General features: G+C 75.3%; 13 protein-coding genes. 5 read left to right on the top strand and 8 right to left on the bottom strand.

Annotated elements, in window-relative coordinates; all coding sequences use genetic code 11:
- Window positions 1-12 precede the first annotated feature (12 nt).
- From WMF26_RS06205 to WMF26_RS06195, 3 genes are all read left to right on the top strand, one after another.
- On the top strand, window positions 13-1,482 hold the full coding sequence (locus tag WMF26_RS06205; RefSeq protein WP_437999555.1) for a PQQ-dependent sugar dehydrogenase: 1,470 nt from the start codon (window positions 13-15) through the stop codon (window positions 1,480-1,482).
- Window positions 1,483-1,582: 100 nt separating this feature from the next.
- On the top strand, window positions 1,583-3,415 hold the full coding sequence (locus WMF26_RS06200; protein ID WP_437999554.1) for an MYXO-CTERM sorting domain-containing protein: 1,833 nt from the start codon (window positions 1,583-1,585) through the stop codon (window positions 3,413-3,415).
- A gap of 144 nt (window positions 3,416-3,559) precedes the next feature.
- The gene (locus WMF26_RS06195) at window positions 3,560-4,321 is read left to right on the top strand and encodes a YdcF family protein (RefSeq protein WP_437999553.1); all 762 of its coding nucleotides are present in this window, start codon (window positions 3,560-3,562) and stop codon (window positions 4,319-4,321) included.
- Between the two features lie 72 nt (window positions 4,322-4,393).
- On the opposite strand, the gene WMF26_RS06190 is transcribed toward WMF26_RS06195, so the two are convergent.
- The 3 genes from WMF26_RS06190 to WMF26_RS06180 form a co-directional block, all read right to left on the bottom strand.
- Window positions 4,394-5,518 (bottom strand): glycosyltransferase family 2 protein, encoded by a 1,125-nt coding sequence (locus WMF26_RS06190; protein WP_437999552.1) that lies wholly within the window; start codon window positions 5,516-5,518, stop codon window positions 4,394-4,396.
- A 157-nt stretch (window positions 5,519-5,675) separates the two neighbouring features.
- Window positions 5,676-8,099: a peptidylprolyl isomerase gene (locus WMF26_RS06185; RefSeq protein WP_437999551.1), complete on the bottom strand. Its 2,424-nt coding sequence runs from the start codon at window positions 8,097-8,099 to the stop codon at window positions 5,676-5,678.
- Between the two features lie 2 nt (window positions 8,100-8,101).
- Window positions 8,102-8,833, bottom strand: coding sequence for a YdcF family protein (locus WMF26_RS06180; protein WP_437999550.1), 732 nt, complete (start codon window positions 8,831-8,833; stop codon window positions 8,102-8,104).
- Between the two features lie 227 nt (window positions 8,834-9,060).
- Here WMF26_RS06180 and WMF26_RS06175 point away from each other — a divergent pair, with 227 nt between their 5' ends.
- On the top strand, window positions 9,061-9,882 hold the full coding sequence (locus tag WMF26_RS06175; RefSeq protein ID WP_236644465.1) for an MBL fold metallo-hydrolase: 822 nt from the start codon (window positions 9,061-9,063) through the stop codon (window positions 9,880-9,882).
- A 93-nt stretch (window positions 9,883-9,975) separates the two neighbouring features.
- Here the strand turns inward: WMF26_RS06175 and WMF26_RS06170 are convergent, their stop codons facing one another.
- Complete coding sequence (locus WMF26_RS06170; protein ID WP_061621450.1) at window positions 9,976-10,803, bottom strand: sigma-70 family RNA polymerase sigma factor; 828 nt, start codon at window positions 10,801-10,803, stop codon at window positions 9,976-9,978.
- Between the two features lie 517 nt (window positions 10,804-11,320).
- Here WMF26_RS06170 and WMF26_RS06165 point away from each other — a divergent pair.
- Window positions 11,321-13,204, top strand: a complete 1,884-nt coding sequence (locus WMF26_RS06165; RefSeq protein WP_437999549.1) for a S41 family peptidase — start codon at window positions 11,321-11,323, stop codon at window positions 13,202-13,204.
- Between the two features lie 6 nt (window positions 13,205-13,210).
- Here WMF26_RS06165 and WMF26_RS06160 read toward each other — a convergent pair whose 3' ends face one another.
- From WMF26_RS06160 to WMF26_RS06145, 4 genes are all read right to left on the bottom strand, one after another.
- The gene (locus WMF26_RS06160) at window positions 13,211-17,425 is read right to left on the bottom strand and encodes a DnaJ domain-containing protein (protein ID WP_437999548.1); all 4,215 of its coding nucleotides are present in this window, start codon (window positions 17,423-17,425) and stop codon (window positions 13,211-13,213) included.
- Window positions 17,422-20,247: a protein kinase domain-containing protein gene (locus WMF26_RS06155; protein WP_437999547.1), complete on the bottom strand. Its 2,826-nt coding sequence runs from the start codon at window positions 20,245-20,247 to the stop codon at window positions 17,422-17,424. Before WMF26_RS06155 ends, WMF26_RS06160 begins: the two co-directional genes overlap by 4 nt.
- Before the next feature lie 189 nt (window positions 20,248-20,436).
- Window positions 20,437-21,390, bottom strand: coding sequence for a 3D domain-containing protein (locus WMF26_RS06150; protein ID WP_437999546.1), 954 nt, complete (start codon window positions 21,388-21,390; stop codon window positions 20,437-20,439).
- Complete coding sequence (locus WMF26_RS06145; RefSeq protein ID WP_437999545.1) at window positions 21,387-23,123, bottom strand: hypothetical protein; 1,737 nt, start codon at window positions 23,121-23,123, stop codon at window positions 21,387-21,389. Before WMF26_RS06145 ends, WMF26_RS06150 begins: the two co-directional genes overlap by 4 nt.
- Window positions 23,124-23,235 lie beyond the last annotated feature (112 nt).

Here is a 23,235-nt window from a genome sequence, read left to right as displayed (position 1 = left end):
GTCTCCTACGGCATGATGGACCAGAAGCGTTTCCTTTTGTCTTTCATGCCCATCGCGGCCGCCGTCGTCGGTCTGAGCTTCACCTTGAATGGGTGCGGGAGCGATGAAAATAGCGGATCAGGGGGCAGCGGCGGGGCCGGTCCTGGCGGAACCGGCACGGGCGGCGGCGCCACCACGGGGCCGGGCTCGGGGCCGGGCTCGGGCTCGGGCTCGGGCTCGGGCGCCACGACGGGCACGGACGCTTCCGCGACGGGCAGCGGAGGCGGTCCGGCCGCGACGACGAGCGGGACGGGGGGGTCGGGCGCCGGCGCGACGACCGGAACCGGCGCGGGCGGGAGTGGGACGATCGAGTGCGACGAGCCGGGAGGGACCGTGCCGCCGCTCAAGCTCACCGAGGTGGCGAGCGGCCTGCGTAGTCCCGTGTTCGTGACGAGCGAGCCGGAAGATGCCAGCCGGCTTTACGTGGTGGAGCAGGGCGGGACCATCCGGATCATCAGCGGAGGCGTGGTGCAGAGCACCCCGTTCCTCGATATCACCGCGCAGGTCCAGCAGATCCAGTACGACGAGGATGAGCGAGGTCTCCTCGGGCTCGCGTTCCACCCTGACTACGCGACCAACGGGCGGTTCTTCGTCTACCACAACACGAGGTCGAGGACGCTGGCCCTCCGCGAGTTCAAGCGTTCGGCGTCCAATCCAGACCAGGCGGACGCGGCGCAGGTCCGCGAGCTCTTCTCGTTCCCGGTGCTGGTCGGCAACCACAACGGCGGGATGCTCGCGTTCGGTCCCGATGGAATGCTCTACGTGGGCGTCGGAGACGGCGGCGGCGACACCTCGAATCCGGACCCGGACAACAACGGGCAGAACATCGAGGTGAAGTACGCGAAGATCCTCCGCGTCGACGTCGACAACCACCCGACGCCGCCGGCCGGGAACGTCGCCGGCGGAGACCCGTTCGTGTGGAATTACGGGCTGCGCAACCCGTGGCGCTTCAGCTTCGACCGCTGCCGGGGCGATCTCTACATCGGAGACGTCGGCGGCCGCCTGTTCGAGGAGATCAACGTCCAGCCGCGCGGCGAGGGCCACAAGAACTTCGGTTGGAGCGTCACCGAGGGGGACGTCTGCCTCCAGAGCGACCAGGGAATTCCGTGCACCTCGCCGATGATCACGCCGCCCGTCAAGCGCTATGATCACGACAACGGCGACGGCTCGATCACCGGCGGCTACGTCTACCGCGGCAGCAAGATCCCGGCGCTCCGGGGCAAGTACCTGTACGGGGACTTCGCGTCGGACCGGGTGTGGATGTTCACCTGGCGGGACGGCGTCGCCACGCCCTCGAGCCCGACCGATCTCGGCACCCAGCTCAGCCAGGATCTCAACTCCGTGAGCACCATCGAGGGCCTCGCCTCGTTCGGCGAGGACGCCGCGGGCGAGCTCTACATCGTCTCTTACGGCGGCAAGATCTTCCGGATCGATCCGGAATAGGTCGCCCCGCGCCGCGAGGCCATCACGCCGTTCATCGTCGGTTCACGCTGTCCGAAGAGCAGCTTGCCAGATCTGGATCCGCGCTATGCAGAAGAAGTCGATGTTGGGGGTTGGTTGGGTGCTCGCGCTCGGGTTGCTGAGCGGCGGAGCAGCAGCCGGAATCGATGATCTCCAGGGGACCAAGGCGGGCGCGATGCCGCAGCCGAACAACCTCGGCACCGCCGAGCGCTGCGCTGGATGCCACCGCGCGGAAGGCCAGGACCCGCTGGATTACATGCCCACGGACACGTGGGCAGGCACCATGATGGCCAACGCGTGGCGCGATCCGGTCTTCAAGGCGGCGCTCACGATCGCCAACCAGGACGTGCCGGGGATCGGCACGTTCTGCTTGCGCTGCCACACTCCGGTCGGCTTCGTGAACGGGAGGGCGACGCCGCCGGACGGCTCCGGGCTCGACCCGAACGCCGCGTCCGACGGGAAGATCGTCGATGGCCAGGGCGTCAGCTGCAACGTGTGCCACCGCGCGAAGCCGACCCTCGGCGAGGACGATAAGCCGTCGTACCACCTCGGCAACGCGCAGCTCGTGTTCGACACCACGCCGGAGGCCGCCGGGTTCACCAGCACGCCCGTGATGTACGGGCCCTACGAGAACGTGGAGTCGAACTCCCACGTCGGCGAGCGGGACCCCATGCTCGCCAGCTCGCAGTTCTGCGGGCAATGCCACCAGGTCACGAACCCGGAGGTCATGCTCAGGAACGCGGACGGCACCGAGACCACGATCGAGTTTCCGCTCGATACGACCTTCGAGGAGTGGGCCTCCAGCGACTTCCGCGACGGCGGCGCGGACCCTCGGAGCTGCGTCGACTGCCACATGAAGAGGAAGACCGGGGAGCTGGCCGTGGCCGATCTCGGCCCGCTCCGCACCGATCCGCGCGACCACGTCCTCGTCGGCGGCAACCACTGGGGCATCCAGGCGGTCATGGCGGCCGAGAAGGAGTACGTCGCGGAGCGCGAAGCCTCCTTCCAGCTCGCGCTCGACCGCACCCTCGAGAGCCTCGCGTCGGCCGCCTCGGTCGCGCTCATCGAGGCCCCCGGGGAAGCGAGGCCCGGCGACGAGATCACCGTCGCCGTCCGCGTCGAGAACCTCACCGGCCACAAGTTCCCGACCGGCTACGCCGAGAGCCGGCGCGCCTGGATCGCCGTGTTCCTCGTCGGCGAGGACGGCGTCGAGCGGCCGCTGCTCGGCGGCTACGACGCGGACACCGGCGAGATCCAGCACGAGCCGCCCACCCACGAGTACCGGGCCGTGCACGGGCGCTGGGACGGCGACGCGGGCGCGGGGGAGAAAGAGGAGCACCTCGCGCTCCACGACATGATCATCTCCGACACCCGCATCCCGCCGAAGGGCTTCGTGCCGTCGCAGAAGACCCAGCCGACGCCGGAGATCGACTTCGGCGACGGGAACGGCGGATACCGCAACTACGACGAGGCGCGCTTCACGCTCACCGTCCCCGCCGGCGCCTTCGGCGCCCAGACGCTCTCGGCGCGCGTCTACTACCAGTCGATGACGAAGGAGTACATCGACTTCCTGCGCTCCGAGAACGTCACGGACGACCTGGGAGAGCGGCTCCACGCCATCTACGAGGAGACCGGCGAGGCGCCGCCGATCCTCGTCGCGAGCGCCGACGCGTCGATCGATCTGGGGGAGGCGCCCGACAACACCGGCGGCGGCGACGCGAGCGGCGGCGGGGACGCCAGCGGCGGCGGCGGCGACAGCTCGACCGGCAGCGGCCCGGACGGCGCCCGCGAGGCGGGCGGGTGCGGCTGCCGGACACCCGAGAGCGGCCACGGCGGGTGGCTCCCCGCGGGCCTCGCCGGGCTCGCCCTCGCCTCCGCCGCAGCCCGGCGGCGGCGCGCGCACCGGCGGCGCTGAGCGCCGTCCGTCGCGAGCAGCAGCGCCGGGGCGGGCGCGTCGCGCGCGCCCGTCCCCCACCTTCGCGGCGCGCCCTTTTCGCTCGCCTCACCCCCCGACGACAGCATAGATAAAGCGCCGAGCGCCTCCTCGGCGAGCCTCGCCTTGTCCATCTCCCGCCTCGTCGATCCGCTCCTCGTGCTCCTCGTCGTCGGGGGCATCGGCCTCGCGCTCTCCGGCGGCGGCTTTCCGTACCGCGCGCGCTGGTCGAAGGTCGGGCGGGCGCTCGCGTGGAGCGCCTGGCTCGCGCTGTGGCTCCTCTCGATGCCCGAGGTCTCCACCGCGATCTCGCGCCGGATGAGCACGGCGCCGAGGGACCTGCGGCCGGAGCTCGCCCAGAGCTCGCCCGAGCGGCGGGTCCTGATCGTCCTCACCGCCGGGATCGACGCCGACGAGTTCGGCACGCCCGCCCTGGAACGGCAGACGGCGGACGGCATCGAGCGCGGCCTCGGCGCCGCGCGGGTCTACCGCACCTACGGCTTCGGCCACGTCATCGTCTCGGGGCGGGACCTCCGGCGCGCGCCCACCGAGCTCGCCGGCGCCATGGCCGACCTGCTCGTCGAGCTGGGCGTGCCGAGGAAGAAGATCATCCTCGAGACCGAGTCGCGCGACACCCGGGAGAACGCGCTCCACTCCGCCCGGATCGCGCGCAGCCTCTCGCCCGACGCCGTGGTGCTCGTGACGAGCGCGCTCCACATGCCGCGCTCGCTCCGCATGTTCGAGCGCGCGGGCCTCGACGTCCTCCCCGCGCCGGTCAGGTTCCAGGCGCCGCCGCACGAGGGGCTGGGGCGGCTGCTCCCGTCGTCGCTCGCCCTCCTGCGATCGCACCGCGCCGCCCACGAGCTCGTGGGCCTGCTCGAGCCGTAGCCCGCGCGATCGCCGCGAGCGGCCCGCGAGCGCGCGGGCCTCGGCTGCGGCGATGACGGCTGCGCCCCCGCGCTACCAGGTGACCTTCTGCGAGCCGCGGACGAAGCGCCAGAGGCCGACCACGGCCGCCGCGTTGAGCACCACGAACGTGCGCGCGAGCGCGCCGAGCTTGCCCGCGGCGCCCCCGAGCGCCGCGAGCAGGTAGAACGCCGCCTGGCCGCCGAACAGCGCGCGCGCCGCGTAGAGCGTCCACGACGCGTCGCCGCTCGCCTCGGCGCCGACCCAGGCGACCGTCGACGTGAGCAGCAGCGCGACGAGCGCCCAGGGGCACACGAGGCGAAGCAGCTTGTGAGAGAAGATCTCGAACCAGGACGGGTTCCGGAACGGGACGAGCAGCGCCGGGAGCAGCGAGAAGAGCTGGTAGTTGCCCGCCAGCGTGCGCACCTTGCGGCCGAACTCGCGCTCGTCGCCGAAGGCGTCGTCGTACGCGATCGCGTCCTCTGCGAAGAGGATCGAGCGGCCCTCGAGCCGGAGCCGCATCGGCACCCACATATCGTCGAGGATGACGCCCTCCGGGAGCTGGCTCATGTCGGCGCGGCGGATGGCGTAGATGGGGCCGGTCACCCCGACCATGCTCCTGAACCGCCCCTCCTGGAGGCGGATCCAGTTCTCGTAACGCCAGTACGCCCCCGAGCCCGCCGAGCCTTTCAGCACCAGGTTGCCGGAGACGCAGCCCGCGCCGGGATCGGCCAGGAGCCGCACGAGCGCGCGCAGCGCCCCGGGCACGAGCGGCTGGCGGACGTCCGTCATGAGCAGCACCTCGCCCGTCGCGACCCCGAGCATCGTGTTCACGCCGATCGGCTTGCCGCGCCGCGCCTCGCTGACGATCACCTTCACCCGGGGGTCGCGCTCCGAGAGCTGCTGGGCCACGCGTACCGTGTCGTCGGTCGACCCGTCCGAGTAGAGCAGGACCTCGAGCTTGTCCCTGGGATAGTCGAGCGCGAAGAGGCTCTCGACCTTCGCCGGCAGATACGACGCCGCGTTGTAGACGGGGATGCACGCCGTCACCGTGGGGACGTAGCTCGGGTCGTCCTTCCGCTGCGCGGGCCAGAGGCGCGCCAGGATGCCGATAACGATCGGGTACCCGAAGTACGTGTACACGAGCACCGCGACGGCCAGGAAGGAGGCGATGACCACGCTACACTGTAAAGCGCCGGTCGGGGGCGCTTGTCAATCGACATGGAGGGACGCCGCCGAGCCCCAGCGGTTTGCGTTTGCGTTGCTCGCGCGTCGCGCGTCGCGAGCGGCGCGCGCGGTGATGCGCGTCGCGAGCGGTGACGCGCGCCGCGCGCGATCAGTCGCGCACCTTCACGCTCCGGATGGCGTCCCCGTCCACGAGCGCAGCCCACGGCCCGGCGGCGACGCCGACCGCCGCGTACTGGCCGTCGAGGTGCGGCGCGCGCGCGTGCATGACGAAGAGCTGGCTCGATCCGGTGTCGCGGCCGGCGAGGGCCACGCCGACGCGCAGCGGCTCGAACGGGACCGGCGACGTCTCGCAGCGGAGCGCCGGCCTGCCGGGCGGCCCTCCGGCGCCGTCGCCGAACGGAGCGCCGAACTGGGTGACGAAGCCCGGCACCACGCGGTGGACGATCTTGCCGTCGTAATAACCGGAGCGCGCGAGATCCACGAAGCGGGTCACCGCGACGGGCGCGAGCGCGGGGTCGAGCGTCATCGTGAGCTCGCCGGCGTCCGTGTCGAAGGTCAGCGCCGCCGGCGCGCGCGCGAGCGCGGCGGCCTCCGCCGGCAGCTCGCCGGCCGGCGGCGCGGCGGCCGGCCGACCGGCGTCGCCCGGCGGCCCGGCGTCGCACGCGATCTTGCGGCCGCGGAGCACGCCGAGCGCCGTCCCCGCGCGCGCCCGCGTCGTGGGGTAGCTCGAGCGGCAGAGCTCCTCGAGCCGCGCCTCGGCCTGCTTGAGCGAGAGCGCCCCCGCCGCGTCGATGACCGCGCCGATCAGCTCCGGATCGTCGCGCACGCCGGGGCGGTCGAGGAGCGAGAGCAGCGCGCCCTCGATCGCGGGCGACGTGACCGCGGCGGGCGCGCCCTTGTCGTCGAGCCGCCGCTTGCGCTTCCGCTTCCCCTGCGCCGGCGCCTCCGACGCGCGCTGGGGCTGCCGCGCGATGACGTCCGCCGCGGCGGCGACGAGGCCCGGCTCCTCCGCGGCGAGCGCCTTCGCGAGCAGGTCGGGCGCGCCGTCGATCTCCTCGTGCGAGGCGATGAGGTCGATCGCAGCCTCCCGCGCGCGCAGATCGCCCGACCCGGCGTAGGCGCGGTACGCGGCGAGCCGCGCGCCCGTGATCGCCTCGCGGCCGATCACCTCGACGACCGCCCGGGCGCCGATCGAGCCGCGCACCGGCGCGGCGGCGTCCGGCTTGCTCCCCGGATCCGGCGGCACCGTGACGTCGCAGCCGAGGAGCAGCGGATCGCGGTGGTTCGCGCCGGCGAGGAGCTTGGCCGCGCCGCAGCGGAGCCACGCGAGGCGGCGGAGGATCGCCGCGGGCGCGCTCGGCGGCGGCGGCAGGGCGGCGAGCTCGCGGAGCGGCTTGCGCGCGGCGCCCGCGGATCCGAGCGCGTCGAGGGCGGTGAGCAGCACGCCGAGGTCCTCGCCCACGAGGCCGGTGAGCGCGATGGGATCCGCGCTCGGGACGAGCGCGGGGAGCGCGTCGGCGAGGGCGCGCTGGCCGGGCGCGCCGAGCCGCTTGAGCGCGCGCGCGGCCTCGGCGCGCTCGCTCGGGGCGAACACGCCCTTCGTGCCGAGCACGCGCGCGAGCTCGGGGGCGGCCGCCTCCCCTGCCCGACCCAGCGCGCGCACCGCGAAGAGCCGCGCGTCGCCCGCCTCCGCGAGCCGCGCGGCGGCGACGTCGCGGATGCGGGGGATGACCGTGAGCGGGACGTGCTCGAGCCGCCCGATCGGGTAGAGCGCCTCCGGGACCGGCGGGCTGGCCGCGCTGCCCGCGGCGAGGTTGAGCAGCGCGACGAGCGTCTCCTCGCGCAGCTTGAGCTTGATCGCGGCGAGATCCCCGAGCGCGTACGCCGCGTGGATCGCGCGCTCGCGCGGCCCCTCGAGCCACGCGACGAGCGTCGGCTCCGACGCCTCGGCGCCGCACCGCCCGATGGCCCGGGCGAGCGCGCCGCCCGCGTCGAGCCGCGGCGCTCCCGCGGACGCGGCGGCGCTCGCGGACGCGGCGGCGCTCGCGGACGCGCCGGCGCTCGCGGACGCGCCGGCGCTCGCGGACGCGCCGGCGCTCGCGGACACGGCGCCGTTCGCGGACGCGGCGGCGCCCGGCGCGGCCGCCTGAGCCGGGCGGGCGTCGCGGGCGAGCGCGCGCGCGACGAGCGCGGAGACCGTCTCCGCCTCGTGGCCCTTGCACGAGAACCCGAGGCCGTAGGCGGCCCACGCGACCACCTCGTCGTCCTCGTCGGCGAGCGCGCGCGCGAGCCCGGGCCGCGCCGCGTCGCCGCCGATGCGCGCGAGCGCCCGCGCGGCGGCGCGCCGCACGTCGACGTCCCGGCTCTGCTGATCGGCGGCGCTCACCTCCAGGGCGGCGCGGCGCTGCTCCGCGGCGAGGAGGGCGTCGAGCCGCGCCTTCGCGCTGGCGCTCGGGGCCGGCGCCGCCGCGGAGCTCCCCGCGTCCGGCGCGGGGCCGGGCGCGGGCTGCTCGGTGCAGGCGGCGAGCGAGAGGAGCAGAGCGAGGAGCGGGGAGGGGCGCCTTCTCGGCATGATCACGTCTCACCCCGGCGCGCGCCGTCGAGCAGCCAGTCGGCGCTCTCGCAGAGGATCTGCCGGCGGCGCATCGCGCGCGCGTCGAGCCACATCGAGACCACCTCGTGACCGCGCAGCCACGCGCGCGCAACCATCGGAGCGCGCACGTGCGGCGATGGCAGCGCGCAGGCGTCGATCCCGACCTCGCGGAAGTTCTGGAGAGCCCTCGCCATGTGCCAGGGGCAGGTGACGATCGCCGCGCGCCGCGCGCCCATGCGGCGCAGGAGGGCCGCGCTGAAGATCGCGTTCTCGTGCGTCGTCAGCGACCAGAGGTCCTGCAGGATGGCGCGGGCCGGGACGCCGGCGCGCAGCAGCTCGGCGGAGAGCACGCGCGCCTCGATCTGCGCGCCCCAGCGCCGCCCGCCGCTGGCGATCACCCACGGCGCGACGCCGTCGCGGTAGGCCTGGGCCGCGCGCGCCGCGCGGCGCGCGCCGGGGGCCGCCGGGCGCCCGGACGGGAGCATCCTGCAGCCGAGGACGACGATGGCGTCCGCGTGGAGCGGCATGCGCCCGACCATAGCCCATCGGCCGTGGCCGTCGCGCGTCTGCTGCGCGGGGCGTGCCCTGCCCTCCGGCCGCCAGGACGCCGCCGCGGCCTCCCGCCCCGCCGCCCGCGCCGCCGCCTCCCCCGGCGCCGCCGCCGCCGCGGCCTCCCCCGCCCCGCCTGCGAGCCCCCGCGCCGCGGGCTCCATGCCGAGACGTGGCCGGCTTCCTGGCGCTTTTGCGGCCTGTCGCTGGGCTGCCGCCTACCCTGCAACTACATTGGCGCCGTGCCCCTGCTCCCCCGGCCAGGTCTCCACGTCTGCGACCTTCCTTGCTCCCGGTGCACCTGCCGGCTTGACGCTGCCCGCGCTCGGAATCTAATAGCTCTACCTTGAAACGGGCGGGGTTCAGCGAGCGAGGCAGGATGCGGATCAAGATGTGGGGGGTTCGCGGAAGCATCCCCACGCCCGGTGCAGGCACGGTCGAAGTCGGCGGCAACACGAGCTGCTACGAGATTCGTGCCGGCGAGACGCTGGTCATCCTCGATGGCGGGACGGGGCTCCGTCTCCTCGGCCAGGAGCTGGTCAAGGAGATGCCCTTCGAAGCCTGGATGTTCTTCAGTCACGTGCACTGGGATCACATCCAGGGCTTCCCGTTCTTCACGCCCGCGTTCGTGCGCGGGAACAAGATCCATCTCTACGGCGGCCTCAACGTCTCGCGGACGCTCGAGGAGACGCTCGCCGGGCAGATGGACTACCCGAGCTTCCCGGTGCACCTCACGGAGATGGGCGCGGCGATGACGTTCCGCGATCTCTACGAGGGCGAGGTGGTCACGATCGGCCCGAACGACGACGTGCGCGTGACCAACGCGCGCGGCAACCACCCGAACGGCGTCTACGCGTACCGCGTCGAGCACGAGGGGAAGGTCGTCGTGTACATCACCGACTCCGAGCACTACGCCATCGTGGATCCGAAGCTGAAGAAGCTCGCGATGGGCGCCGACGTGTTGATCTTCGACGCGATGTACACGCCCGAGGAGTACGCGGGCGAGGTGGGCGGCGGCCCGAAGACGGGCTGGGGTCACGCCACGTTCGTCGCGGGCTGCGAGCTCGCGAAGGCGGCGGGCGCCAAGCAGCTCGTCCTGCACCACCACGACCCCAACCAGACCGACGCGATGGTGCGCGAGAAGGAAATGCGCGCCCGCGAGCTCTTCCCGAACACCATCGCCGCGCGCGAAGGCACCGTCATCGAGATCTAGCGCGCCGCCCCGCCGGCCGTGGGGCGGGCGCCGCTCGGCGCTCTGGAGGAGGCGGCGTCGCTCGCCGCCCACCCCGAGCGCGCTCTCTCCGGATCACGCGCTCTTGGCCATCGGCTCGCGGGTGATCTCCTCGATGCGCGCGCGCATCCGCTTCTTCGCGCGCTCCTCGATCTGCCGCACGCGCTCCTTGCTGACGCCGAAGTCGGCGCCGAGCTGCTCGAGCGTCACGGGGCTGTCGGTCAGCCAGCGCTGGCTCATGATGCGGCGCTCGCGGGGCGACAGCTCGCTCACGACCTTCTGCAGCGCGCGCGAGAGCTGCTCGCGCTCGTCGGCGGCGCAGGCCTCCTCCTCGGGCGTGTGCGAGCTCGACGCGAGCCGCTCCATCGGGGCCACGCCGTCGTCGCTCGGAGAGCGCTCCAGGCTCACGTCGCGCGCCATGAGCAGCGGCAAGAGCTCGGCCGCCCGCTCCTCCGACAGGCCGCTCAGCTCCGCCAGCACCGCCGGGTCCTTCTCGTGCGTCTTGCGGTAGATGCGCAGCGCGCGGCGCTCGCTCTTCGACGAGCCGAGGCGCACGATCCGGTACCCCCGCGCCACGTGCTCGCGGATCTCCGCCCGGATCCAGTAGGCCGCGTAGGTCGCCAGGCGGCAGCCGCGGTCCGGATCGAAGCGCTCCGCCGCCTTCAGGAGGCCGATGTTCCCCTCCTGGACGATGTCCTCCATCGGGAGCCCCCACCGGCGGTACTCGAGCGCGATCGTCATGACGAACGGCAGGCACGCCTCGATGAGGCGCCGGCCCGCGTCCCGGTCACCAGCGCGCCAGCGGAGCGCGAGCTCCCGCTCGGCCTCCGGGCTCAGGGTGGCGTAGTTCGCGAGCTCTGTACGATAAGCCGAGAATGCCGCACGATCCCAGGTGGTGCTCATGGTCTCTTTGCTCTCCGCCGCGCGCCGATCAAGGAGGACGTGGGTCGAGAGACCCGTGCGAACCCGGTGGGCGGCACCAGGCCAGATGCAGGCGCGATGCCGGGATAAACCCTACGAAATCGCCTTTTTTTGCGCTGGAATGCGCAACGTGTTCGGATCCCCGGAGGGACGCGAAAGCTTTGCGGGAAAGCGGAGGAGCACGGATGCGCGGCGCTGAGCGCAGATCCAGGGCGCGCGAGCGGCGAATGAGAACGGGATGTTGCGTCCAGGTTTCGGGCGCGGACCGGGCCGCCCGCGCGGAGGGCGTGGGCAGCGCCCGCAGGGCCGTCCGCGCGTCGCGCGCGCCGATGACCGCGGTCGCCCCTGCCCCCGCGACGCGCGCACCGATGACCGCGGTCGCCCCTGCCCCCGCGACGCGCGCGCCGATGACCGCGGTCGCCCCTGCCCGCGCGGCCCGCGCGCCGATGACCGCGGTCGCCCCTGCCCGCGCGGCCCGCGTCGTGATATCCGGAGAGCAGTGAGGACACGCGTCGCGAGCTCCGTCGCGTGCATCGCCGCCTGCCTGGCGACGCTCGCCTTGCTCTCGCGCGAGGCGGAGACGCCCGCGGCGAAGGCGCGGCGCGGGCTCTCGCGGCCCCTGCTCCACGCCCTCGCGCCGGACGACGAGGAGATCGACGGCGTCGGCTGCGACCCGAACGCCCTCGACCGCGGCATCGCCGTGCCCACCGGGGCGCCGACCTCGCTCGGCTGCGAGCAGGCGCGCGCCATCGTCGCCCAGGCCCGCACCACGCTGGCCGCCCCGCCGCTCCGCATCGATCCCGCAAAGTTTGCCGAGGCGACGTCCGACTGGCTCGATCCGCACGGGCTGTGGTCGGTCGCGCCCGACGCGCCCGTGGGGGCGTCGCTGCGGCGGGAGGCCGCCGCGCTCCTCGCCGATCTGCAGGCGCCCGTGGGCAGCGGGCCGTGCTCGGCGGCGCTGCGCGTGGGCCAGGAGCTGTCCCGGTGGTCGCGCGAGCTCGACGGGGTCTTCGACGAGGGCTACCGCCGCGGGCTGGCCCGCCCGCCCGCGACGGCCGCCGAGGCGTGGGCGCTGATCTCCGCGGCGCCGTTCGAGGACGGCGAGGTGACGCGGAGCGCCCGGGATCTCGCGCGCGAGCTCGGCCGGGAGGTCGGCGCGCTGCGCGCGCACTTCGGGGAGCCGCTCGCCCGCTACGCCGACGCCGTGCGCGAGCGCGCGGCGCCCTCGATGAGCGACGAGGGCTGGGCGCGCACGGTGATCGCGGCCGCGGTGCGCGCCTACGTGCCCCAGCTGGACGCCCACGGCGCCTGGGCGCCGCTCGAGGAGGAGGTCTCCATCTACGACCTCGATCTCGAGGCGCACCCGCCGGCCCGGCTCTGGCAGGAGATGACGCGCACCGCGATCGGGGTGCGCATCGATCGCGGCGCGCTCGCGCCGCTCGCGGACGGCGACGTGGTGATCCGGATCCAGGATCTTCCGATCTCCGGGATGAGCGTCGAGCAGGCCGAGCAGCTCGCCGTCCTCGCCGACGTGCGCCCCGGGACGACCGCGCGCGTGGCGCTGCTCCGGCGCGGCGCCGCGGCGCCGCTCGAGCTGAGCGTGGCGCCGCACCCGATCGGGCCGCAGCCCGCGGAGGCCGCGCCGGCGGAGCTGCCGCTCGATCTGGTGCGGTTCGGCGACGGCAAGGTCGCGGTGATCAGCATCCCCGACGTCCCCGACGACCTCGGGGACCGGGTCGCGGCGGCGCTCCACCGCGCGCGCGCGCAGGGCGACACGCGGGGCGTGATGCTCGACGTGCGCGCGAACGGCGGCGGCTCGACCGACGGGGCGATCGCCGCGCTGGGGCTGTTCCTGCCGGGCGTGCCGCTGTTCCCGATGCGGCGCCGCGACGGCGGCGTCGAGGTGGAGCGCTCGCCCGACGTGCCCACGGAGCGCGGGTGGAGCGGGCCGCTCGCGGTGCTCGTCGACGGCGACTCGGCGAGCGCGGCCGAGATGATCGCCGGCGCGCTCGGCAGCTACCGGCGCGGCGTGGTCATCGGCGATCGCACCTACGGCAAGGGGTGCGCCCAGGAGTACCTCGACGACGACGCCCACGTCGGCGTCCTGCGCCTCACCACGCTGCTCTACGCGCTGCCGGACGGCGCGCCGGTGCAGAAGGTCGGCATCGTGCCGCAGGTGCAGCTCTCGCTGCCGGCGACGAACGAGCGGGAGGCGCGCGTGGACCGGGCGCTCGGCCCGTGGCGCGGCCCCGACGTGCGCGATCTGCACCGCGTGCGCGAGGTGCCCTGGCCGGCGCACGCGGGGCGGGTGGGGCCCTGCCGCGACGAGACGATCTGCCGCGCGCTGCGGTCGCTCGGCGCCGCGCCGGCGGCGGCGCGCTGACGCGCGTCAGCGCTTCCAGAACTTGCCGAGGAGGCCGCCGGCGGGCGTCGGGTCGTTGGTCGTGCGGCTGCGCATCTCCTGCACGCGCACCTCGCGGATCGCGTCGAGGTTCTTCGGGTTGATCTCGGCCGCGAGGCGGAAATCGCGGATCGCGCGGTCGATCCGGCCCGAGCGCTTGAGGAGCATGCCGCGGTAGAAGAGCGCCCGCTCGTAGCGGGGCTCCTTCCGCAGGACGACGTCCAGCGTCTGGATCAGGTCGTCGTAGTGCGCGCTCGTGGCCCCCTCCGCGAGCGCGGGCGGCTCGCCGCGCCGCTGCGCCTGGATCCAGACGAGCAGCGTCATGTACTCCGGCTGCTCCGGGTCGGCGTTCAGCGCGCGGCGCGCGCGGATCTCGGCGCCGGCGAGGTCGTTCTTCTTGAGCAGGATCTCGGCCTTCTGGAACTCGAGCGCGGCGTCGACGACGCGGGCGATCTTCTCCTCGTCCTCCGCGGGGGGCGCGGCCTCCTTCGGCCCCTGCAGGTACTCGGCGCGCCGCTTGGGGTCGCTCAGCGTCTGGTAGGCCTCGCTGATGCGGGCGAACACGCGCGCGACGAGCGGCTTGACGTCCTGGAGCTCCGGCGGCGTCCGGTCGGGGTGCCACTGCTTGGCGAGCGCGAAATAGGCGCTCTGCACGCGCTCCGGGGGGACGTCGTCCGCGACGCCGAGCATCTGGAAGAAGCTCTCGCCGTCGATCGCGGCGGCGCGCGCCTCGATCTCGGCGCGGCGCGCGGCCAGCTCGGGGCTCAGCGCGGCGCGCGGCGGCGGCGGGAGATCGGAGGCAGGCGCGGCGCCCGCCTGCGGCCTCGCGGGCTCCGGCGCGCGCGGGGGCGGGAGCGGCGACGCCGCCTCGGTCCGCCCCGCCCGCGCGGCCCTGCCCTCCGCGCCGACGGCCGCCATCTTGACGGTGGGCGCCTGCTGCATCGGCGGCTGCGCGCGCGCCCCGGCGAACGACGGCGCGAGGGGCTGCTTCGGGACCCTCGGCTCGGCGCCGCGGGGCGCGCCGCCCGGCTCGCCGCCGGCCGCGCGCGGATCGAAGGGCGCCGCCGGGCCCGGGAGCGGCGCGCCGCGGCCGTCCGGCGCGCCGGACGGGGGCGGCACGGTCGACCGGCGCGGGGCGATCGGCTCGGCGAACGGCGACCCCGACCGCCTGCTGGACGGCGCCGGGGCATCGTCGGGCTGCCGCGGCGACGCGCGGCCGTCGGCCTCGCCGCGCGCCGCGCGCGCCGCGGGCGCCGTCGAGCCCGAGGTGGGGCGCGGCGACCGCGCCGCCGCGCCGGCCGGCTCGCGCTGGGCCTGGCCCGCGTCGGCCGGGGCGGCGCTGGCGGACCGCTCCCGGCCGGAGCCGGCGGGCGCGCCGAGCCCGACGGGGCGCCGGCCCGGCGCGCCGAGATCGAGGTGCCGCGTGATCGCGAGCGCGTAGATCGTCAGCCGCACGACGCGCTCCTGCGCGACGCCCGCCCCGACGAGCTCGGCGAGCGTCATGCGCCGCGTGCGCAGGAGGTCGACGACGGCCGCCTCGTCGCGGTGGAGCTGGAACCGCTTCATCTCGGCCTCGACGTGGAGGCCGAGCTGCCGGCTCTGGATCCGGTCGAGGGTCGCGTCGATCAGCGGATCGTCGGCGTGGAGCCGGACGCCCGCCATGATCACCGCGAGCGGCTCGCACCCGATGAGCTCCGGGCCGCCGTAGGACGACAGCAGGTTCTGGCCGTCGTAGTAGGCGTAGCGCGTCTCGGGCGGGAGATCGTAGAGCGCGACGAGCTTGCGCACGAGCTGCTCGCGCAGCACGCCGAAGACCGTCTCCCGGTCGAGCAGGCCCCGGGAGACGAGCAGCCGGCCGTGCAGCACCCGCCGCTTCGTGATGTCCCGGAGCGTCTCCCGGAGGGTCGCCTCGTCGAGGAGGCCGAGCTCGAGGATCACCCGATCGAGCGGGGCGACGATCGTCCCGGTCCAGATCTTCGCCGGCACGCCGTCGCTGAAGAAGATGCCGTGGCGGACGCCCTGGGGGTCGATGAAGCACGCGGTGCCGGTGAGGCGCCGGTCGAGCATGTACACGAGCAGGTGGACGAGCGGCGTGCGCGCGAGCGCGCCCTCCGCGGTCGGCGGCTCGCCCGGCAGCGACAGCACGGCGATGGGGCCGGCCATCGCCGAGGGCGGCAGCTCCGACACCGGATCGCGCTCGCGCCGCGATGGCTGCTCTCCCCAGCCGCGGGCGCGCAGCGCGGCCGGCCGCGCGCTCTCCTCGGGGACCTCGTCCGGATGATCGCTGTCTGTCTGCACCGACCACGACTCCTCTCCGTGAGCGCCCTTCGGGGGCGGGTACGGGTCCGCCGGCGCGGCGGGCTCCTGCGGCTGCGGTGGATCCGGCCAGCGCGCGGTGGTGCGCCCGGGCTGCAACGTGGGCGAGAGCCTGCCGGACGGGGCCGGCGGCAGATCCGCGAGCATCCTGGCCTCCGCGCCGCCGTCGTCGACCGGCGCCGGCGGCGCGGCCTCGGGCGGCGAGGCGGGCCCGCGGCCGGCGTCGCCGGGCCGCGGCTGCGTCCTCCGGCTCGCCGGCGAGCTGGTCATCGGCAGCGTCGGCGACGAGGGCCGCGTGATCGGCTGCGGCGGCGGCATGCGCAGGCTGGCGAGCGGCGACGCCGGCGCCTGCGCCGAGCGGACGGGCGGCTCTGCAGGGATCGTCGGCGTCCTCAGCGACACCTGCGGCGCCTCCTGGACGGCCGCGTGGGCGCGCATCGACGCGGCGGCGGGGTCGTCGCTGGTCGCGACGATCCGGCGGATGTGCCGCGTCGGCTCGCCCTGGCGAGGCCGCTCGGCGAGATCGACCTCGAGCGCGCGCCCGATCGGCCCGCCGGAGGCGTCGAGGACCAGCCGGACGCGCGGTTGCGAGTAGCGGGCCGGGTGCGCCGGCGTCTGCACCACCAGCGCGACCTCGCCGGTCGAGAGCTCCACGAGCGTGCCGGTCGGAAAGATGCCGAGCGCGCCGACGAGCAGCCGCAGCACCGCGCGGTCCGCCGGATCGGTCGCCTCCTGCTCGAGCTTGGCGATCGCCTCGTCGGCGGAGAGCGGCGCCTCGCCCGGCGCGGGCGTCAGGAGGTCGTTGAAGGCGCGGGCGGTCGCGAGGATGCGCGCCTGCAGCGTCGGCTGGCGGAGGCCGCGGTAGACCGGGCCGAGCGCGGCCTGGCGGCGCACCCAGTGCGCCTCGTAGGCGACCACGGTGCGCGTGACGCTGGGCTCGTTGACGAGGCCGAGCGCGGTCAGCACGACCGCCGTGCCGGCCGGGACGTCCGCGTCCTGCTGCTCGCTCAGCTGCGGGACGAGCCCGCCGCCGCCGCTCCGCGCGACGCCGGTGAGCCGCGGCCGCGCGATGTCGAAGAGCAGCGCCGCCATCGAGAGCCGCTGCAGGAGCACGACGTCGCCCGTGATCTGCCGGGCCATGGCGAGGCTCAGGATCGCGGTGTTCACCGCGCGCCCGGCGTCGTCGTGGTTCTGGTTGCGGAGCGCGGTGACGCCGAGGAACGCCGGCGTCTCATTCGCGGAGAGATCGACGAGGCGCTGCGTGATGCGCTTGACGCCCTGCCGCAGGGCGTAGCGGCCCTGCCGCAGGTCGTCGTAGAACCGGCGGAGGATCACGATCGCCGTCGCGTAGGTCCGCACGATCGCCGACGTCTCGTCGCCCTCGCGATCGACGGCCACCTCGCGGCGGAGCACCTCCTCGTCCACGGCGCGCAGGCGGACGCGCGGCGCCGGGCGGTCCGCGAGCGCCGGCCTCGCGCTCCGGAGGGCCTCCGCGAGCGCGGAGGCGAGCGCGTAGAGGTCGCTCGCGCGGACGTCCTTCGCGATGCCGATCTCGGAGTAGCCGCAGCGGCCCAGGATGTCGCCGAGCTCGAGCGCGCCCTCGTAGACGGCGCGGTTCGCCTTGAGGAGCTGCCCGGAGACGAAGACCGAGCCGCGGGTGAACAGGATGGAGACGTTGTGGCCGGAGCGCTGGCCGAAGTCCTGGACCAGCGAGACCGTCTCCTCGACCTGCCGCACCATGGCCTGGTTGTCGATGGCGTGCAGCGTCGAGAGCTTCACCAGCCGGAAGAGCGCCTGCACGACGCTGGCGGCGAGATCGCGCGCCTGCTCGCGCCGGATGTTCTCGGACACGTTCTGGCTGATGACGTCGACCTGGGGAGCCGTCACGGGAGATCTCCGACCGTCGAGATCCGCTTGCCGAGGCGGCCGGCGATCGCCTCGGCGGCGGCGCTCGCGGCGTCGCGCAGCGCCTGGCTGTTCCAGGGCCGCCGCTTCGAGGCCGCGAGCGCGGCGTCGAGCGCCTCCTGGGAGCGCGCCTCTCGGCCGAGCAGCTCGGCCGAGAGGCAGCGGGTCTGCTCCGCGGCGTCGTCCGCGAGCAGGCCGTGCCGCTGGAGCAGCTCGACGGCGACCGACTCGCCGCGCGCCGGGTTCAGCGTGTAGAGCGCGCCGAGGAACTCGCGCCGCTCGTCGAGCGTGAGCTGGTGGAACGAGCTGTCCTGCACGCGGCGGACGAGCAGCGGGCCGGCCGCGCGGACCTGGTGGTGCGCCAGCGTGCGGAGCGCCGCGACGCGCACCTCCGGGGGCGCCGACTCGGCGAGCGAGAGCAGCTCGTCCCGGATCTGCTCGGGGCTCGTCGCGAGGTGGGCGATCGCCTCGCAGCGGAGCGCCGCGTTCGCGCACCCGGAGAGGCGCTTCAGCGCGCCGGTGGCGCCCTGCGTCCGCGACGCGGCGAACATCTTGAGGATCGGGCGGGCGACGTCGAGATCCAGGGTCATGAGCGCGTCGACGACCCCCTCCTCGTGCCCGGGCAGCGTGCGCTCGAGGTGGCCGAGGAGCGCGCGGCGCAGGGGCTCGTGGCCGACGTGCCCGACGACCTCCATGGCGACCGGCAGGGTCTCGCTGCCGAGCTTGTGCAGGATGGGCGCGAGGCGCTGCGCGACGAGATCGAGGTCCACGGGCGCGGGCGGCGCCGCGGCGCCGGGGGCGCCCGGCGCGACGACGCGCGTCGCCTCGCGGAGGAGCAGCCGCATCGTGTCGGGCGGGAACATGCCCCGGGCGAGCTCCGTCGCGAGCGCGCCGCCCTGCTGCCTCGGCGCGAGCGCGTCGAGCGCCTTCTCCAGCGCGTCGTGCATGCCGAAGAGCACGTCGAAGCGGCGCGCGAGGATGAGATCGCGCGCCGAGGCGGCCATCGGCTCGGTGACGAGCTCGACGTCCTGGTAGCGCTTCGCGTTCAGGAAGGCGTCCGCCACGATCTCGACGAAGCGCTCGCTCCAGCGATCCGGGCTGAGCACGAGCTGCGTGCCGAGCGCGCGCTGCGCGACCGGGTCGAGCGCGAGCGCGCTCGCGGCGCGGCGCGCCGCCCGCAGCGCGGCCGCGTCGGTGTCGATCACCATCGCGGCCGCCTCGGCGCGGTTCGCCCGCTCCTCGGCGGCGCGCCGGGCCATGCTCTCGACGTCGTCGGCCTCGTGCCAGAACTGCTCGCGATCGGCGGCGTCCCCCTCGGCGAAGACGCTCACGACGTCGTAGCGCACGTGCTCGAGGCGGCGCTCCCACAGGGCCGCCGCGACGTCGTCCTCGGGGGCGAGGTCGCGCAGCGGGTCGAGCAGCAGCACCTCGCAGAAGGCGCGCAGCTCTTCCTCGGTGATGCCCGGGAGCAGCTGCACGCGCCGCACGCCGGCCGCGAAGAGGTTGTACGGGACGAGATCGAGCGGGTGCTGCGGCTCCCACACGGTCCGCCGGCGGTGCTCGAAGGCGTACGGCGAGAGCGCCCAGTGGACGAGGCCCCCGTCCGCGCGCAGCGCCTCCACGATCGCCTGGAAGGTCGCGCGGAGCTTGTTGTCGGCGTCCGGGTGGGTCCAGCCGTAGTGACGCACCGCCGGGAGCAGCCGCTCCATGCGGCGGAACACCTCCGTGAGGCGCGTGACCGCGGGGTCGTCCGGCTCCGCGTCCCCCGGCTCTTCCTGGGGCGCGGGCTCCGCTGGCGGCCGCATCCCGACGGCCGTGGGGGACTCGTCCGGCGGGGGGCGCCCCGTGCTCGGCGGCGCGGGGCGGCGCGGGACGGCCGCGCCGAGCTCCTCGAGGACGCGCAGCACCTCCTGCCGCATCTGCGCGGCCGAGTCGAAGCGGTTGCGCCGATCCCAGGCGAGCGCCTTGTCGACGAGGCCGATGACCGAGGCGGGCAGCTCGGGCGCGATCCGCGCGAGCGACGGGGCCGGCGTCGTCGCGGCGAGGATGAACGCCTCGTTGTCCGAGCGGCCCTGGTGCAGGCGCTGCCCGCTGAGCACGGCGTACAGGGTCGCGCCGATCGAGAAGAGGTCCGCCCGCCCGTCGACCCCCTCGGTCAGCCCCATCGCCTGCTCCGGCGCCATGAACGACGGGGTCCCGAGCGCCGTGCCCGCCTTGGTCTTGTCGCCGGGCGCGCCGCGCAGCCTGGCCACGCCGAAGTCGAGCAGCTTCACCACGTTGTCCTTCGTGATGAAGATGTTCGCGGGCTTCAGGTCGCGGTGGACGATGCCCTCGGCGTGGAAGCTCTCCAGCGTCTTGAGCACCTCCCCGGCGATCCAGAGCGCCTCGGCGACGGGGAGCTTCCGGCTCTTGCGCTTCCAGAGCTGCTGCACGGTCTCGCCGTCGAGCAGCTCCATGACGAGGAACGGCTCGTCCTGCTCGGTGATGTCGTCGTCGAGGATCGCGACCCGGCCGGGGTGATCGATCTTGTTGGCGACGTACCCCTCGCGCAAAAAGCGGTCGCGGATGCCGACGTCCCGCGCGAACTCGGCGTGGAGGATCTTCAGCGCGGCGCGCGAGCCGTTCCGGTGGGTGGCGGCGTACACCGACGCCATGCCGCCCACGCCGAGGAGGGCGTCGATCCGCCACTTGTTCTTGAGGGTCATCCCGACGCGGGCGCGCGCCCGCTGCTTCTCGTCCGGGGCGTCCGAGACCTCCGAGGGAGGAGGGATGACGGACTCGGGGATGACGCCACGTGAGGTCATTCGGCCACCGGAAGGCGGGAAATCGTATCACCTCCGCGCCCTCGCCAGGTTCCGGATTTCACCCGGGAGCGCGGCCCGCCTCACGGCCGTCGCGCGCCGTCCCTCGACGTCGCTCGACCTCCTCGGCTCGCCGGCGTTTCCGCGCATTTCCGAGCATTTCCGCGCACTTCCGCGGGGGTGGACCGCCGGTCAGGACGGCCCGGGCGCGGCGACGACCGCGCGACATCGCGCGTCATCGAGCACGAGGCGCACGCCGCGGTTCGACGGGAAGAGCGCGTTGAGCCGGGCGGTGACCGCGGGATCGCCGGTGAAGACGTCGATCTGCCGCCCGACGACCTTGATGCCGCGATCCTCGGCGACGAAGCAGCCGTCGTGGCGGCCCCCGCCCGGGAGCGGCAGGCCGACGAGCTCGGGCACGTAGAGGGCCGTGCCGAGCGGAATGACGCTCGAGTCGACCGCGACCGTGCGCAGCGGCGTGATGGGGCGCCCGGTCGCGCCGCGGCCGTACGGGAAGCGCCGCGGGTCGAGCCGCTCGAAGCAGACCTGCTGGTCGGTGCGCGGGCAGACGTCGGCGCACGCGCACCCGCGCCGCGCGAAGCTCACCGTGTCGCCCGACGCGAGCCGGCCGCTCCCCTGGACGCAGACCTGGTCGTGGAACGCGCGCGGGACGCTCGCGAGCGGCGCGCACGCGGCGTCGTAGAGCACCGCGTCCTTCGGCCCGCCGCCCTCGGTCGGGAAGTCGTAGTAGGTGTTCCGGAACAGCCCGGGCGCGAGCCCCGGCGCCGCGGCCGCGCGCGCCGCGCGCGGGGACGGTGCGGCGCGCGCGGGCCGGCCGTGCTCGCGGACGAGGATCGCGGGCTCGTCCTCCGCGGGAGCCGCGCCCGCGGCGCCGCGCGGGTCGGCGCGCGCCGCGTCGGCCGCCTCGCCCGGCGCGGCGGCGTCGCGGCCCACGGCGCCGGCGCCCGGGGCGCGATCGCCTTCGCCCGGCGGCGGCGCGTGGAGCCAGCCGCCGCCGCCGCGCGCGATCCGCGGATCGCTCGCGCCGTCCTGGACCCAGTCCGCGCCGCCCTTCGCCGCGCACCCCGCGGCGAGCGCGAGGAGCAGCGCGCCGAGCCCGCGCACGGCGGGCGCCGCGCTCGTCAAAAGGCGGCTCCGAAACGCGCGAGCTCCCGGATCGCCGCGGCGGCGACGTCGGCGCGCGCCCAGAGCGCGGCGGGGGCGCCGGCGCCGGCCGGCGCGGCGCCGGCGGCGATCACCACGGGCGCCGGATCGCCCGCGCCCGGCTGGCCGAGGCGGTTCGCGACGAGCCGCAGCGGCTCGAGCACCAGCGCGAACGCGATGTCCGCGCCGAGCGGGGCCAGCGCGGCCTTCATGGCCGGGACGTCGCCGAGGCTCTCCCCCTGGATCGCGGCGACGGCGCTGCGGAGCCCCGCGCTCGGATCGTTGCCGACCGACGCGAAGAGGCCGTCGTCGCGGATCAGGTAGTGCAGCTCGATCGCGGGCGGCGGCGCCGCGCCCGGCGCGCCCTTCCGCGCCGGCCGCGCCGGCGGCGCGCCCGCGCCGCCGGGCTGGCCGGCCGCGGCGGTCTGCTCGATGCGCACGCGCCGCACCTCGCCGCCCTGCGGCGCGACCTCGGCCTTGCCCGCGGAGACCCGGAACCCCTCCCGCTTGAGCGCCGCCTGGATCGGCGGGAGCTCGGCGGTCCCGACGAGGTCCTGGATCGCGGCCTCGAGCTTGGTCCGGTCGGCCACCGCGGCGCGCACGAACGCCGTGGGGCCCGCGCCGTCGAAGCGGAGGCCGCCGGCGAACCACTCGCCGCGCGCGTCCGACGCCGCGCGGATCGCGGCGCCGATCCGCTCCCGCTCGGCGGGGGGGAGGCCGCCCTCGACGAGCCCCGAGACGGCGTCGACGAGCTTGGGCACGTTCTCGGCGCGCGACGCGGCCCGGTCGCGGACCAGGATCCCGACGAGCGCGTCGGCGGGCAGATCGAGCAGCGGCGTCACGTCGCCGACCGCGAGATCGGCCGACGCCTTGGACGCCGGGCCGCCCCCGGGCTTCGGCGTCCCGGAGGCGCGCAGGTGCGCGCTCTCGTCCAGCGTGAGCGTGAGGCGCGCGCGCTCGAGATCGCCGAGCACCGCGAGCGCGCCCTCGACCATCGGGGCGAGCGGGACCGCGGTGGCGGCCGGCGCGCCGTCCGGCCCGCGCGCCCTGTCCCAGGCGCTCCGCGCCGCCCTGAGCACCGGGCCCTCGAGCGCGTGCCGCGGGAGCTCGATCGCGAGATCCTCCTTCGGCACCTGCGCCTGCGGCATCGTCCGCGCGACGTAGGGGCCCAGGGCGGTCAGGTCGCCCGGGGTCTCCGCGACGAGCAGGTAGTTGCCGAGGACGCCGAGGGCCACCGGGCTCGCCCCCTGCAGCGGCTCGAGCAGCGCGATCGAGGTCGCCGCGTCGGGCGTCGCGCGGAAGCGCGCCCCCTCGCCCCGCGTGAGCTGATCGATCAGGCGCGCGCCGTCCTTCACGTGGAGGCCGAGCGCGGCCCGGGGGCGCGGCCGGTCGGGGGCGTCCACGGCCACGCCGAGCGCCGGGACGTTGCCGTCGATCTCGGACGCGACGGCGATGGGCAGGCCGAGCAGCGACGCGGCGAGGGCGCCGACGCTGCCCGGGAGGAGCGCCGCCGAGCCGCCGATGAGGGCGCGCATCTTGGCCCAGGTGGCGTCGGGCGTCGGCAGGAACGCCTCGGCGATGAGCCCGGCCGGCGCAGGCACGGGGCTCGGGCCCTGGACGCCGGCGTCGTCCGGCGCGCCCCGCGATTTGCAGCCGAGGGCGCCCGCGCTCAGGCCGAGGACGAGGGCCAGGAGCGCGGCGGCGCGCCGGGACATGGCGGAGGTCGATCGTACGCTCACGCCCGAACCGTAGCGCCTTCCTGCCGCGGTCGACCACGAACCTGCAAAACCGCCGCGCGCTGCGGCGCGGCGCGGGGGCGCGTCAGGG

This window comes from Sorangium sp. So ce185 (assembly GCF_051526825.1).
In the GTDB taxonomy this organism is placed as follows: Bacteria; Myxococcota_A; Polyangia; order Polyangiales; family Polyangiaceae; genus Sorangium; species Sorangium cellulosum_D.
This window is presented reverse-complemented; position numbering and strand designations above follow the sequence as displayed.

What these genes read in the sequence shown, in the direction of transcription:
- WMF26_RS06205 (WP_437999555.1), top strand. Translation starts at nt 13, where the DNA reads ATGATGGACCAGAAGCGTTTCCTTTTGTCTTTCATGCCCATCGCGGCC.
- WMF26_RS06200 (WP_437999554.1), top strand. Translation starts at nt 1,583, where the DNA reads ATGTTGGGGGTTGGTTGGGTGCTCGCGCTCGGGTTGCTGAGCGGCGGA.
- WMF26_RS06185 (WP_437999551.1), bottom strand. Translation starts at nt 8,099, where the DNA reads ATGCCGAGAAGGCGCCCCTCCCCGCTCCTCGCTCTGCTCCTCTCGCTC.
- WMF26_RS06180 (WP_437999550.1), bottom strand. Translation starts at nt 8,833, where the DNA reads ATGGAGCCCGCGGCGCGGGGGCTCGCAGGCGGGGCGGGGGAGGCCGCG.
- WMF26_RS06175 (WP_236644465.1), top strand. Translation starts at nt 9,061, where the DNA reads ATGTGGGGGGTTCGCGGAAGCATCCCCACGCCCGGTGCAGGCACGGTC.
- WMF26_RS06170 (WP_061621450.1), bottom strand. Translation starts at nt 10,803, where the DNA reads ATGAGCACCACCTGGGATCGTGCGGCATTCTCGGCTTATCGTACAGAG.
- WMF26_RS06155 (WP_437999547.1), bottom strand. Translation starts at nt 20,247, where the DNA reads ATGACCTCACGTGGCGTCATCCCCGAGTCCGTCATCCCTCCTCCCTCG.
- WMF26_RS06145 (WP_437999545.1), bottom strand. Translation starts at nt 23,123, where the DNA reads ATGTCCCGGCGCGCCGCCGCGCTCCTGGCCCTCGTCCTCGGCCTGAGC.